Origin of the sequence: Thalassospira profundimaris (assembly GCF_003326795.1) — a bacterium.
Taxonomy (GTDB): Bacteria; Pseudomonadota; Alphaproteobacteria; order Rhodospirillales; family Thalassospiraceae; genus Thalassospira; species Thalassospira profundimaris_C.
In genome coordinates this window covers 550,287-563,237 of the sequence record NZ_JPWI01000001.1, presented here as the reverse complement: position 1 = coordinate 563,237, position 12,951 = coordinate 550,287, and the positions used below count along the sequence as shown (strand labels likewise).

Sequence of the window (12,951 nt, the reverse complement as noted above, 5' to 3'; positions counted from 1 at the left end):
CTACCCCGCAAGAGCATGCTCTTTGGCGTTAAAACGCGGCAGCTCTTCTGCAAGCTTCTGCCATTCCGGATTCTCGGGATCCTTGGGTGCACGTTCGCCGCAGAAGATCGCAAAGTTGTTGAGATCTGCGTCATAAAGCTCGACCGTGGTGATCACACCTTCGCGGACAGGTTTACGGACAATCCATGCCTCGGCAATCATGTCCATACGCAGATGCAGGGTGAAACGCGGGTCCATGACATTGATCCAGTCCCCCATCTCGCGGATGGTTTTGACCGGACCGGTATGGATCTGGATGGCACCGGCATTGCCAACAAACACCATGATCGGCAAACCGCTTTCCGATGCTGATTCCAGCATGGTTTTAAGCGCATCATTGCTCAGCCGTTCGGCAAATTCTGTCCCGACAAGACGCAGTCCCTGCTGTCGTCCGACATTGAAATCTTTCAGCAACCCGTGGAACTGATGCACATCGGTCATCTTGCGCCAATGGGCTCGAAGATTATCCACATCGACCTCTTCATCCTTGCGCGTCACGGCTTTGGGCAACGGCGGCAGGGTTTCGATCCCCGGTTCCTGATTTTCCGCGCGGAATTCATCGACCAGCGCGTCATATCCGGCTTCGTTCGATTTGGCGGTCAGGAAAATCTTGTGGATCGCCTGGCCTTCATGATCAAAAAACTGCAGGCTGCGACGACGTCCTGCGCGCGGATTGTTGGTTTCTACCGCAAATCCATGGCCCCAACGCCCCAGAAACAGGCGAAGGTCTACATCACCATTCAGCACCAGTCCCATTTCACCATTGATGCTGACCGCCCCGAACGTTCCGATCTTTTCATGAACCACACTTGGATTGCGGGTCAGAATCTTGACCTCGCCCAGTTCTTCAAGACGTTTGATCAGGTCACCCCAATCCACATCCAGACGAATAACGTTTTTCCCGGTACCGGCTGCAACCAGTTCACCCTCGGTCAAACCAAGTTCTGATGCGATATCGACGGCATATCCTTTGGCTTCTCCGGCAGAAAAGGCCGCCCAGGCTTCCTGTGGTGTTTTGAAATTGTTTTCATTCATGGCGTTTTTATACCTCCTGAAAGATCAGACGATGCAAGACACGCATCGTCTGATCCTCGTGCGTTAGAATTTCATGCTTGCGGAAATTTTGAAGTTGCGGCCCGGCTCATAAAGCCCCTGATCAGCAACCTGATAATTGTGATCAAACAGGTTATCGATCCCGGCATTGACCGTCAGACCCGGAACGGTTTCGCTTGCATCCCAGCGGGCAAACAGATCGAAGGTTGCATAACCGGGAACTTCGCTGCCCGAAGCAATGCGGGTCAGGCGATCAACCATATTGGCGCGGCCGCCAAGTTCGACACCGTAATCCTCGAAGCGATACCCGCCCGATACAGCAACCTTGTCGGCCGGAATATTGGCAAGATTTTCACCGGTACGGGTGTTTTCCCCACGCAAACGCGATGCGGCCAAACCGGCAAAGACAACACCGGTGTCATAACTTAGCTCTGCTTCGAAACCTTTGATTTCAGCTTCGGGAACGTTGACACTTTTGGTTTCGGAACTACCGAAAGTCGCACCTTGCTGTTCGATGTAGTCTTCGATTTCGTTATGGAAATAGGCAACTTTGGCGCGGAAAGCGTCGCCCGCCGTCAGAAGGTTGTCAGACTTGAAGTTTGTCCCGAATTCCCAGGTCTTGGCCTTTTCAGCTTCCAGATCGGGGTTGGCGACAAAATTGTTGCCCGGGAAGTGATAACCGCTGGCATACATTTCGGTCATGGCCGGAGCACGGAACGCTTCGGCATAACTGACATAGGGCTGCATCCAGGACGTCACACGGTAGCTTGCCGAGAAGCGCGGGGAAATCGCGCTGTCCTCACGCGACCGCTGACCTTCCGCCGACAGGTCATAGGAGTCAAACCGCACACCTACGGTCAGATCAAGCGCGTCGGTAACTGCAAAGGCATTATCGACATAAACGCCATAGATAGTCATTTCCGCATCGGGAAACAGGTTGGCTACAGCAACGCCGTTACGACGGCCTTCCTGTGAATCCTGATAAAGCTCCCCGCCAACCGTTACTGCCAGTTCACGACCGGCCAGATCAAAGCGCGACGTGTTGTTGCCATCAATGCCGATGGTATCAAGTGTGCGTTCATCATGACGACCGTCGCTGACACGCTTTTCATCCAGATCCGTACGCATGCCATAGGCATTTACGTTTGCATCAATCCAGTCGTTACCCAAATCGTGATAGCTGTATCTCAGGACCAGCGAGGATTCTTCGCTTTCGCGATCCACAAGATAGTTGCTGGTGCTGTTTACAGCTGCACCACTATCCGGGGCAGCAGGCAACTGGTGATCATCGCTATAGCGCTGAACGCTCAGGGTCAGACGGCTCGCATCATTGATGTCGATCCCGCCCTTGAACATGCCATTGATGTAATCATCATCGGTATATTGCTGCTTTACGCCATCACCGGATTCAAAATTACCCGTGCTTTCGCGGGTGACGCTGACCAGAATGTCGGTATTGTCGGTCGGGCGACCATAGGCCATGCCATTTGTCGTCAAACCGTGATCAACAGACGCATATCCAACCTTGACCCGCGCACCAATTTTCTGGCCCGGATCAAGCAGATCATTGGCGTCCTTGGTAGTGAGTGCAATGACACCCCCCAATGCACCGGTGCCCTGCATGGTCGATGCCGCACCACGATAGACTTCGACCGATTTAAGGACTTCCGGATCGAAGAAGAAACGACCTTTGTGGCCCACACTCATATTGGCGCGGGCACCGTCAACACGCACAACCACACGGTCACCGGTCAAACCGCGAATGATCGGCTCCTGAACCGTGCTGCGCGGGCCACCATAAATCTCGACGCCGGGCATTCCGCGCAAGATGTCGCTCAGATCGGATGGCTGACGTCGTTCCAGTTCTTCTTCATCGACAACCGAAATTGATGCCGGTGCGTCGATGACCGATGTTTCAAGCTTGTTGGCGGTAATCGTGATTGCATCAAGTGCAATGCTGTTTTCGGCAATCAGGACCGGTTGGTCGGTGGTTGCAGATACATCTGCGGCATCGGTGCCCGATATATTCGTAGCATCTTGCGCATATGCAGCAGTGCCAAGCGCAAATGTTGATACTGTCGCCATAAGCAAGCGCACAGACTTGTTGAAAGCCATAATTTTCCCCTGTAAGGCAGCTTTGGTACCGATTTCGGCTGGCTGGCTGGCTTGTGCGGGGCACTGGCGCGCTGGCTGGCAAATCTGGTCAGATTTGATTGTGTGGCGTTAGTTAGACGCCTTATTTCGTCAGGATTAGCTTGTTGTTCGACGTCATACGAAGGCGGTATTCGTCTCCCTGATGGATAATAATGACCTCGCGGTCAGTTCCCATCAGTTCTTCCACCTGAATATGTTTCGCCTGAGCTGGAACGCCCGGTTTTTCAATCCTGCCTGTGATGTCAGGCATCACAAACTCCTTGTTTATGCACCGACTATATTAATAATGATTTGCATTCCTATATGCAATTGCGAATGAAAGTCAACTGCGCAGTTGCGCCAAAACATGAATGCGGGTCAATTACCGTCCCATTATGTGACAAAGGCCACATTTCCGGGTTGGAAATATGGCCTTTTGCATAAGAACCCTGAACTGATGGCGGTGAGGGAATACTACCTAGTTGCTGACGCCGATCTTCTCGGACGAACCGGCACGCATTGCAGCGACAAGCTGGACTGCAACCACGATGAACAGGAAATAAAGCGCGACCTGCCAGTCGCCCAGAAGATCATGAAGGGCGCCAAACAATACCGGACCAATCGCCGCAAACAGATAGCCGACGGATTGCGCCATCCCTGAAAGACGGGCGGAAGTTTGCGGATCAGCCCCGCGCATCCCCACCAGCGTCAAGGCAATGCTGATCATGCTGCCCTGACCCAGACCAAGGCATACTGCCCAAAGATAGGGAAGCTCGGTCGTGGCAAACACAAAGCCCGGAATCGCAATGATCAGCGGGATGTGCAGCACCAGCATCGCCAGTTTCTTGTTGGCAATTTTCGAATAGATCAGCGGTGCCGCAAAGGCCGCAGGAATACCAAAGACGTTAAAGATCGACAAAAGTGTTGCGGCCTCGGCCTCGGTAATGCCGTGATCGATGAAAACCTTCGCAAGCCAGGCAACCCCTGTGTAAAACATCAGGGACTGACAGCCAAAGAACAGCGCCAGCCACCATGCTTCTGTATTTTTCCAAAGCGATATTTTGGCATTCATCGCCGGTGCCGGGGCCTTGTGGCGGTAGCGCAACATCGGCAACCAGCAGACAAAGGCAATGGCTGCAAACACCGCCCACACACCCAGTGACCAGCGCCAGTCCCCATCTACGGCATTCCGTATCGGAATAGAAATGAATGCGGCAATGGTCGCGCCACTCGACATGGTAAAGGTGTAAAGGGCGGTCACAAAGGCAACATGGGTCGGGAAGCTGCGCCGCACCAGCGACGGAGTCAGCACATTCATCACGGCAATCGCAGCACCCAGAATGATCGTCCCGATCACCATGATGTCATAGGCTCCGCTGGCACGAAGCCCCTGCCCAAGGGCAATAAACAGCAACATCGTAAGAAGCGTTGCCTCAAGCCCGAATTTTTGTCCCAGTCGCGGTGCAAAAATCGACAGAACCCCGAAACTCAGAACCGGCAATGTGGTCAAAAGACCAAGCTGGGTTCCCGACAGCGACAAATCCGTTCCGATGATCTCAGCCAACGGACCAAGCCCGACAATACTGCCACGCATATTTGCGGCCAGAAGCAAAATGGCAAACAAAAAGCCGATATGCGCGCCAAGCCGGTGAAATCCGCGCCCGGCGTCGCTGTGCTGGTCGGTTGATGGGGCCGTCTTGTCAGTCATCGGAAAACTCCGTCTGGATCAGTCATGATCCGGGTTACGTCGTGATGGTGGCACGATCAGAATACGTAAATTCAGGAATGCATCAGACCGCCCTTATACAAAAGCGGTCACCCCCCACAGAACCCGAAGGGCAATCAGAACAAACAGAATGGCAATGATACGCTCGATCCAGGACGCGTGATCGCGCAACCAGGGCAAGACCGCCCCGTGCGATAACCCGATCGCCACAAGGCAATACCACGCCGCATCAATTGCTGCGGCGGTAAAGGCCAGAATGAACTTGCCGCTCCATTCAAATTCAGGCGACACGAACTGGCTGAACAGCGCCAGAAAGAACAGGGCAATCTTGGGATTAAGGAAGGCGATCATAAAGCCGTCACGTGCGGCCTGCCCGACCGAGCCGGAAAGCGCACCGGCACCCTCGACATTGAACTTCTCGCCCGATCCCGCTGCCCGCCATGCCTTGATCGCAAGCCAGATCAGATAAAGCGCGCCAAGGATACTGACCGCATTGTGAAAGACCGGCACTGTCTGAAACAGGATGCCAAGGCCGGTCATGGTGATCACGGCATAAAAGCCGATGCCCAGTCCATGTGCCAATGCACAGGCAAAACCCGCCTGACGCGATTGCCCGACAGAATAGCGCAGAACAACTGCCAGGCTTGGACCCGGCGTCATCGCACCCAGAACGCAAATGGTTGCAACAGACAACCAGGCGGCAAAGCTCATGACGTTTCCCTTTGGTGGCGCAGGTTTCAAACCCGCCTCGTTTAGCTGCAAAGCTAGCGGCTTGCCAGAACCGTTTCAACGGAAATGAACTATCGCTATGATGGCGCCCTGCGTCACCGCGCATATGGTTGAACAATTCCCGCAAATCACGGTTTTAAATGATGTTTCTGCTGCTCAAGAACGCCAATATTTTCGCCCCTGCCCCGATGGGCATCAATGATATCCTGATCTGTAACGATAAAATCATCGCCATCGCCCCGGATCTGGTTGTGTCGGTTCCGGGCGAAATCAAAACCATTGATCTTGGCGGCAAGCTAACAGTTCCGGGCTTTATTGACGGTCACGCCCATCTGATCGGGGGTGGCGGCGAAGGCGGATTTGCGACCAGAACCCCCGAAGTCGCGATTGGCAACCTGATCGAAGCGGGCATTACATCAATCTGTGGCCTGCTGGGCACTGATGCCGCCACCCGTCATATCGCATCGCTTTATGCCAAAACCAAAGCCCTTCAAACCGAGGGCATCTCGGCTTGGTTCTTTACCGGGGGCTATCGGGTGCCGTCCCCGACCCTGACCGGGAATATCGGCGATGACGTGACTTTCCTTGATGCCTGTATCGGTCTTAAGACCGCGATTTCCGATCATCGCAGCAGCCAAAGCACCATCGAGGAGCTTGCCCGGATCGCATCACAGTCGCGCATCGGCGGCATGACGTCGGGCAAGGCCGGGTCGGTTGTGGTCCATCTTGGCGATGGTGACGGGCATTTTGATCCTTTGATTGGCGTGATTGAAAATACTGAAATCCCGATTGCCCAGTTCATCCCGACCCATGTCAACCGCAAGCGCGCCTTGCTTGATGCCGCCAGGGACTGGGCAAAGCGGGGTGGCAACATCGATTTCACCACCGGGATTGATGCTGAACCCGATCCGGCCGGATCCGTTAAAACATCGACCGGCATTGCCGAATGCCTTGCCGATGGCGTGCCCCTTGATCGCATTTCGATGACCTCGGATGGCAATGGATCGCTTCCCGATTTTGATGCGCAAGGCAATATGATCGGCCTGACCGTTGCCGGATTTGATACCATACCGCGCGAATTTGCCGATCTTGTCGAACGCGAAAAGCTTGATATCACCACCGCACTTGCACCGATCACGCTCAATCCAGCCCGCATGCTGGGGCTCGATGGCTTCAAGGGACAGCTCAAGACCGGCTTTGATGCCGACATTCTTGTTCTCGACGATGCCCTGGCACCTGAGACGGTGATTGCACGTGGCAAACCGGCAATGATCAGCAAGGAACGCCTGATCAAGGGCACGTTCGAGGCTTAAACACTGATATTTCATTGAATTTGACTGTAAAAAGGCATCGAAACCGGCATATCCCCCCCGGAGCGGTGCCTTTTTCTTGTCATATATGCCCGAATTAACGCGCAATAAGGTCAAACCCCGCTCGTATTTACCCGTCAAGCTTTTGCCAAGACACAGGCAAACCAATGACCTGTGCCAAAATGACGGAAAGGACACGAGAGATGCGACAGACAGCCGTTACTCTGGCCGTTGCAAGCGCATTGGGGCTTTCAGCTTGTAGCGGATTGAATGACCGTAATCAGAAGATGCTCAGCGGTGCTGCAATTGGCGCCGGTGTTGGTGCTGTTGGCACCGTCATTACAGGTGGCTGCGTCACCTGTGGTGCCGTGATCGGCGGTGCCATCGGCACAGGTGCCGGTTACATCATGCATGAAAACGAGCAGGCCCGAAAATGATCAGAAAAACTATCCTTTTGACCGCAGCGCTCGGTCTTGCAGCGCCAATCGGCATTTCCACCCCGGCAAAGGCCGATCCACCACCATGGGCACCAGCCCATGGTTATCGCGCCAAGCAACATAAACACCATGGCGACAAGCACCGCTATAACTACCGGCCACGCGAAGATATCTTTGTCTCGAATGGAAGCTTCCTGCGCTGCAACCGTGACACAATCGGCGCACTGATCGGTGCCGGATCGGGTGCTGCACTCGGTTCGACCATCGGCAAAGGTGATGGACGGACTGCGGCGATGATCGGTGGTGCCATTCTGGGCATGCTGGGTGGCTATAGTATCGGCCAAAGCCTTGATCAAAGTGATCTGGCCTGTACCGGTTATACCTTGCAAAATGTACCGGACGGACGGTCTGTGCGCTGGATCAATCCGGATTCGGGCAACAGCTATAATGTTATGCCCACCCGCAGCTGGCAAAACACCAGCGGACGCTATTGCCGTGAATATAGCGCAACCGCCGATATCGGCGGAAGACAGCGCGAAACATACGGCACCGCATGCCGTCAGCCCGATGGATCCTGGCAAATTGTGTCATAAAGACGCGTCTTTACGTCGATAGATCAATTGGGAATTTCTCCCGTGAAAGCCCGGCACAGCCGGGCTTTTTTCATACTTTTCATCCAATTTTTGCATCTTAAAGTCACTTGAAATCAATGCCTTATTCGTCGTGCATATACCCTTTTCGTAATTTGATTTACGTTAACGTCACTTTGTATTACAGTCAGACAACAAACATAAAAAAATACAATCAAATATGAGGGAGGCGTTCGTGGATGACATCCTCGACACCGTAAAGGAAAAGCTGCCACAGCTGCGCGGTCTTAATGCCGTTGTTGCGTTTGACTGCGGCGATGACGGACATATCGTTGTCGATGCCACCGGTGATGAGCCGGTGATCAGCGACGATGATCTGTCGGATGCGGACTGCATTCTGAAAATCAAGAAAGCCAACCTCGAAAAACTGATCGCCGGAAAACTCGATCCGATGCTTGCCTTCACTTTGGGCAAACTCAAGATCAAGGGATCCATGGGAGTAGCGGCAAAACTGTCATCCATGCTGGACTGACAAGGGCCGAAACGATCCGTTCTGCGGGGGAAACATGCGGCAACGCATCTGGAAACGTAGCGTATCAGCTTTGATCACGGGTATTTTCACCCAATGTGCCGTTCTTTCGATGGCATCTGCGGGGGAAGTCCTGAATTTCCGCGTTCTCAAGGACGGGGAACCCATCGGCTATGAAAAAGTCGAAATCACGCCGACAGCATCTGGTCGCACCGTCAGGGTTGAGACTCTGACCGACGTCAGCGTGCTGTTTCTGAAATTCCATTATGACCACCAGCGCACCGAGCAATGGCACGATGACAAGCTGGTTTCGGTCGAAATCACCACCAATGATGACGGCACACACTACACCTGGCAGGCAAGCTATGATGAAGACTGCTATCAGCTCGCTGGCAAAGGTGTCGGGAAACGGAATGCCTGTGATGGTGCCTGGCCACTCAGCCTGTGGTCCGAGGACATCACGGTAAAAACCGATCTCTATAGCGTCATCAATGCCGAACCTTACGGGGTTCAAACCCGAAAGGTCGGTACAGAAAATGTGACGGTCGAAAACCGGGAAACACCGGCGACCCATTACATCATGTCGGGCGATATCGAGCGTGACCTTTGGTATGGTCCCGACGGGAAACTTCTGAAAACAAGCTTTAAAAGAAAGGGTTACGACATCGACTTTATCCGGGTTGATGCGATGACCCTTCAACAATAAAAGCGGGCGTTTTGAATCAAGAATTTGAAGCGTTAAAAGATTAAGGGAGAAACAGATGTCTAAGCTCAAGATGAGCTGCCTTGCGGGGGCAGCTTCGGGTACAGCAATTCTTTGTGCACTGGCGACCATCGGTACTGCACATGCATCGGGTTTTCAGGTCCGCGAAACCAGCGGCACCCTGCAAGGCTCAAGCTTTGCAGGCATGACAACCCTGTCAACCGATGCCTCGACCATGTCCTACAATCCCGGCACCGTCGGCCAGTATGATGAAACGACCTATAGCGCCGGTGTCACGGTTATCCGCCCGGTTGCCAAGGCGAAAAACACCCTTGCAACTGACGGGTCAAGAACAAGCATTGCCCAGACAGGTGGCGGCTACAAGGATATGGCACAGGATGCCGCAGTGCCAAACGCACATGCCGTCTGGAAACTGAATGAGAATATCAATCTTGGTGTTTCCATTACCTCTCCCTGGGGGTTGGTCACTGACAACGATTCCGATTTCAGCGGACGTTTCTTTGGGACAACTTCGAAGATCAAGACCGTCAATATCAAGCCCGTCGTCGCATACCGGTTTGACAATGGCCTGAGCATCGGTGCCGGTCCGCAAATCCAGCGTTTCGAAGCCCGTTTGGACAAGGCTGTTGCCTCACTTGCTGGTGCAAAAACAGAAGGCAACTCATCACTTAAGGGCGATGATGTCGGCTATGGCTGGACAGCTGGTTTGAACTGGGAACTGACCGAAGCCACCCGTCTTGGCCTGTCCTATAACTCCGAGGTCGAGCACAAGCTTGAAGGCACGATCAAGTTTGACAGTGCCGCCAAGGGTCTTTTGACCCCCTATACGGACCGTAATGCCACAGCCAAAATCACAACCCCGGAAGCCGTCGCATTCGGGATGTCTCACGATCTCAATGATCAGTGGACTTTGATGGGTGATGTACAATGGACCAACTGGAACTCGGTCGGCGAACTGGTGTTCAACTATGATGGTCTGATCAACAGCAACCTCGCCACAAGCGGCAGCACCACCGAATATTACAACTGGGGTACGTCCTGGTTCGGGGCACTTGGTGCGCGGTACCAGTATGATGAAAACTGGGCCTTTACCGGCGGTGTTGCCTATGACGAAACCCCGATCAAGACCCGCAACCGCAATGTGCGCCTGCCGGATTCCAATCGCTACTGGGTATCGTTTGGCACCAGCTACAAGGTTGCTGACTGGGTCGCTTTCAATCTTGGCTACACGCATATCTTCGCTGATACGGCACGCGTCGATCATACCTCGGCAGCACTTGGTAATTATGCAGCCGATTACGAGGCCAGCGTCGATATCATCGCTCTGCAGGCGAATTTCAAATTCTGATCTGCTATAATGCTTGGCACGGGGTGGCAGTTGCCACCCCGACCGGGCTGCTTTTTTTTGCCCGCAAAGTGACGTTAACGTAATGGAGTTAACGCAAGTGAACAAAGTAAACGTCCAAGAAGCTCCCATCCTGATGAATGGCGTTGATATCAGCACGCCAGTTCACACACGTCGGGTCCACGAAATTTTTGATAGTGCCGCGGCGCGTTTTCCGCTGCGGCCCTGCCTGGATTTTTTGGGCCGGATTTATGATTACAAAACCATCGCCGATCAGATTGATCGCGCTGCCGAAGGTTTCAAGCAGCTCGGCGTGCGCAAGGGGGACAAGGTTGGTCTTTGTCTGCCCAACACGCCTTATTATGTCGTGTGCTATTATGCGATCCTGAAATGCGGCGGCGTGGTGGTAAATTTCAATCCGCTTTATGCCAAACGCGAGATTGCCTATCAGATCGAGGATTCCGGCTGTCGCCTGATGGTGACGCTGAACCTTAAACAGATCTATCCCAAGGTCGCGGCATGCCTTGATGAAACCTGCCTCAAACGCATCGTTGTTTGCGAAATGAGCAGCATCCTGCCACCGGTTAAAAGCGTTCTGTTTTCACTGTTCAAACGCAGTGAACTGGCCGACGTACCGACCGACTTGCGTCACATCCCCTATGACCGGGTGATTGGCTGCAAGCCGATTGATACGGTGGTTGACGTCGCAGTCAATGACCTGGCTGTTCTGCAATATACCGGCGGCACCACCGGACGCCCCAAGGGCGCGATGCTGACCCACGCCAATCTCAGTGCCAATGTCGATCAGCTGACACGCTGGATGCCGGACGCCAATCCGGGACATGAAGTCACCCTGTGTGTTTTGCCGTTCTTCCATGTTTTTGCCATGACCGTGGCGCTGAATACATCAATCAATCTAGGGGCAGAGCTTGTTCTGCATCCCCGGTTTGAACTGGGAGCCCTTCTGAAATCGCTTGATAAAAAAAGAGCGACAATCTTTCCCGGCGTGCCAACCATCTATACCGCGATCAATAATTCGCCCGAGACCCCAAAGCACGATCTGTCTCATATTCGTTGTTGTATCTCAGGGGGTGCGCCCCTTCCGGTCGAGGTCAAACACCGGTTTGAAGAAATCACCGGGTCAAAGGTGGTCGAGGGATATGGCTTGTCTGAAGCAAGCCCGGTTTGCAGCTGTAACCCGGTCAAAGGGGAAAACAAGGAAGGCTCTATCGGGCTTCCAATGCCCTGCACCGAGATCGAAATCCGTTCTCTTTCCAACCCGGAACTGGCCATGCCTTTTGGTGAAAAAGGCGAGGTTTGCATCCGCGGACCACAGGTCATGCCCGGTTACTGGCAAAACGAAACAGCAACCCGTGAAACCTTTATCGATGGCTGGTTGCGGACCGGTGATGTCGGTTATCAGGATGATCAGGGATATACATTCCTTGTTGATCGCCTGAAGGATGTCATTCTGTGCAGCGGATACAATGTCTATCCGCGCGCCATCGAAGAAGCACTTTATCTGCATGACCAGATTGCCGAAGTCACCTGCATCGGCGTGCCAGACAAATATCGCGGACAAGCCCCCAAGGCTTTTGTTCGCCTGAAAGACGGTGTCACCGGGATTACCCCCGATGATCTCCGCGCGTTTCTGGACGACAAGATTTCAAGAATCGAAATGCCACGCGAAATCGAAATTCGCGAAGAGCTTCCAAAAACCATGGTCGGCAAACTGTCGAAAAAGGAACTGGTCGAGGAAGAACGTCTGAAGAGAGAGGGGAAAACGTCTTGAAAAAACAGTGCGTTAACGTCGCATCACACACAACGGAAAAAATCCAAGTGACGTTAACGTAAACCAATTGACGTTAAGATAAAAATATATACGATAAGGGGCGAAAGATGACCAAACTTGATGACCGGTTTTATACCGTTCCCGAACTGGCGAAGGATTTGGGGATTACGCCGCGCACCATCCGGTTTTACGAGCAAAAAGGCCTTGTAAATCCGCAACGTGCAGGTGCCACCCGGATCTATACCCGCCAGGACCGCGCAAAACTGTTGATCATTCTGCGTGGCAAGCGACTGGGCTTCAGCCTCAATGAGATCGCTGATTACCTTGATCTCTACGGGGCAGACCCGACACAGGCAGAACAGATCAAAATGCTGCTTGGGCGCGTCCGGGAACGGATTTCTGATCTGGAAGAACAACGCCAGGCACTGGACATCACGTTGGATGAATTGCGCGATATCGAACAACAATCGATTGATGCGCTTGAAGAAAAAGGAATCGATCCGGTTTCGTAACAAGTTCCCCGGATCAGAGGACAGCTCAGGAA

General features: G+C 53.3%; 13 protein-coding genes. 8 read left to right on the top strand and 5 right to left on the bottom strand.

Annotated features, from left to right (window positions below; genetic code table 11):
• From TH30_RS02700 to TH30_RS02680, 5 genes are all read right to left on the bottom strand, one after another.
• Window positions 1-1,074, bottom strand: a complete 1,074-nt coding sequence (locus TH30_RS02700) for a hemin-degrading factor (RefSeq protein WP_114096527.1) — start codon at window positions 1,072-1,074, stop codon at window positions 1-3.
• 63 nt (window positions 1,075-1,137) lie between these two features.
• On the bottom strand, window positions 1,138-3,207 hold the full coding sequence (locus TH30_RS02695; protein ID WP_114096526.1) for a TonB-dependent hemoglobin/transferrin/lactoferrin family receptor: 2,070 nt from the start codon (window positions 3,205-3,207) through the stop codon (window positions 1,138-1,140).
• A 121-nt stretch (window positions 3,208-3,328) separates the two neighbouring features.
• Window positions 3,329-3,496 carry a hemin uptake protein HemP gene (gene hemP, locus TH30_RS02690; RefSeq protein ID WP_114096525.1) on the bottom strand — a complete coding sequence of 56 codons (168 nt, stop codon included), beginning with the start codon at window positions 3,494-3,496 and terminating at the stop codon, window positions 3,329-3,331.
• A 207-nt stretch (window positions 3,497-3,703) separates the two neighbouring features.
• On the bottom strand, window positions 3,704-4,933 hold the full coding sequence (locus tag TH30_RS02685; protein WP_114096524.1) for a CynX/NimT family MFS transporter: 1,230 nt from the start codon (window positions 4,931-4,933) through the stop codon (window positions 3,704-3,706).
• Between the two features lie 93 nt (window positions 4,934-5,026).
• Window positions 5,027-5,662, bottom strand: coding sequence for a LysE family translocator (locus tag TH30_RS02680; RefSeq protein ID WP_114096523.1), 636 nt, complete (start codon window positions 5,660-5,662; stop codon window positions 5,027-5,029).
• 158 nt (window positions 5,663-5,820) lie between these two features.
• Between TH30_RS02680 and iadA the strand changes: the two genes are divergently transcribed.
• The 8 genes from iadA (at window position 5,821) to TH30_RS02640 (ending at window position 12,919) form a co-directional block, all read left to right on the top strand.
• Window positions 5,821-6,993, top strand: a complete 1,173-nt coding sequence (gene iadA, locus TH30_RS02675) for a beta-aspartyl-peptidase (protein WP_258548582.1) — start codon at window positions 5,821-5,823, stop codon at window positions 6,991-6,993.
• 200 nt (window positions 6,994-7,193) lie between these two features.
• Window positions 7,194-7,427 (top strand): hypothetical protein, encoded by a 234-nt coding sequence (locus tag TH30_RS02670; protein ID WP_114096878.1) that lies wholly within the window; start codon window positions 7,194-7,196, stop codon window positions 7,425-7,427.
• Window positions 7,424-8,020 carry an RT0821/Lpp0805 family surface protein gene (locus tag TH30_RS02665; RefSeq protein ID WP_114096522.1) on the top strand — a complete coding sequence of 199 codons (597 nt, stop codon included), beginning with the start codon at window positions 7,424-7,426 and terminating at the stop codon, window positions 8,018-8,020. Before TH30_RS02670 ends, TH30_RS02665 begins: the two co-directional genes overlap by 4 nt.
• A gap of 232 nt (window positions 8,021-8,252) precedes the next feature.
• The gene (locus tag TH30_RS02660) at window positions 8,253-8,549 is read left to right on the top strand and encodes an SCP2 sterol-binding domain-containing protein (protein ID WP_114096521.1); all 297 of its coding nucleotides are present in this window, start codon (window positions 8,253-8,255) and stop codon (window positions 8,547-8,549) included.
• Between the two features lie 34 nt (window positions 8,550-8,583).
• A complete protein-coding gene (locus TH30_RS02655) occupies window positions 8,584-9,252 on the top strand; it encodes a DUF6134 family protein (RefSeq protein ID WP_114096520.1) in 669 nt (222 codons plus the stop codon).
• A 55-nt stretch (window positions 9,253-9,307) separates the two neighbouring features.
• Window positions 9,308-10,618 (top strand): OmpP1/FadL family transporter, encoded by a 1,311-nt coding sequence (locus tag TH30_RS02650; RefSeq protein WP_114096519.1) that lies wholly within the window; start codon window positions 9,308-9,310, stop codon window positions 10,616-10,618.
• 97 nt (window positions 10,619-10,715) lie between these two features.
• On the top strand, window positions 10,716-12,407 hold the full coding sequence (locus TH30_RS02645; protein WP_114096877.1) for a long-chain-fatty-acid--CoA ligase: 1,692 nt from the start codon (window positions 10,716-10,718) through the stop codon (window positions 12,405-12,407).
• Window positions 12,408-12,514: 107 nt separating this feature from the next.
• On the top strand, window positions 12,515-12,919 hold the full coding sequence (locus TH30_RS02640) for a MerR family transcriptional regulator (RefSeq protein WP_114096518.1): 405 nt from the start codon (window positions 12,515-12,517) through the stop codon (window positions 12,917-12,919).
• Window positions 12,920-12,951: the final 32 nt, after the last annotated feature.

Bases quoted from the DNA above. Each gene is read 5' to 3' on its own strand.
- TH30_RS02700 (WP_114096527.1), bottom strand. From the start codon at position 1,074: ATGAATGAAAACAATTTCAAAACACCACAGGAAGCCTGGGCGGCCTTT.
- TH30_RS02695 (WP_114096526.1), bottom strand. From the start codon at position 3,207: ATGGCTTTCAACAAGTCTGTGCGCTTGCTTATGGCGACAGTATCAACA.
- hemP (WP_114096525.1), bottom strand. From the start codon at position 3,496: ATGCCTGACATCACAGGCAGGATTGAAAAACCGGGCGTTCCAGCTCAG.
- TH30_RS02685 (WP_114096524.1), bottom strand. From the start codon at position 4,933: ATGACTGACAAGACGGCCCCATCAACCGACCAGCACAGCGACGCCGGG.
- TH30_RS02680 (WP_114096523.1), bottom strand. From the start codon at position 5,662: ATGAGCTTTGCCGCCTGGTTGTCTGTTGCAACCATTTGCGTTCTGGGT.
- iadA (WP_258548582.1), top strand. From the start codon at position 5,821: ATGATGTTTCTGCTGCTCAAGAACGCCAATATTTTCGCCCCTGCCCCG.
- TH30_RS02670 (WP_114096878.1), top strand. From the start codon at position 7,194: ATGCGACAGACAGCCGTTACTCTGGCCGTTGCAAGCGCATTGGGGCTT.
- TH30_RS02665 (WP_114096522.1), top strand. From the start codon at position 7,424: ATGATCAGAAAAACTATCCTTTTGACCGCAGCGCTCGGTCTTGCAGCG.
- TH30_RS02655 (WP_114096520.1), top strand. From the start codon at position 8,584: ATGCGGCAACGCATCTGGAAACGTAGCGTATCAGCTTTGATCACGGGT.
- TH30_RS02650 (WP_114096519.1), top strand. From the start codon at position 9,308: ATGTCTAAGCTCAAGATGAGCTGCCTTGCGGGGGCAGCTTCGGGTACA.
- TH30_RS02640 (WP_114096518.1), top strand. From the start codon at position 12,515: ATGACCAAACTTGATGACCGGTTTTATACCGTTCCCGAACTGGCGAAG.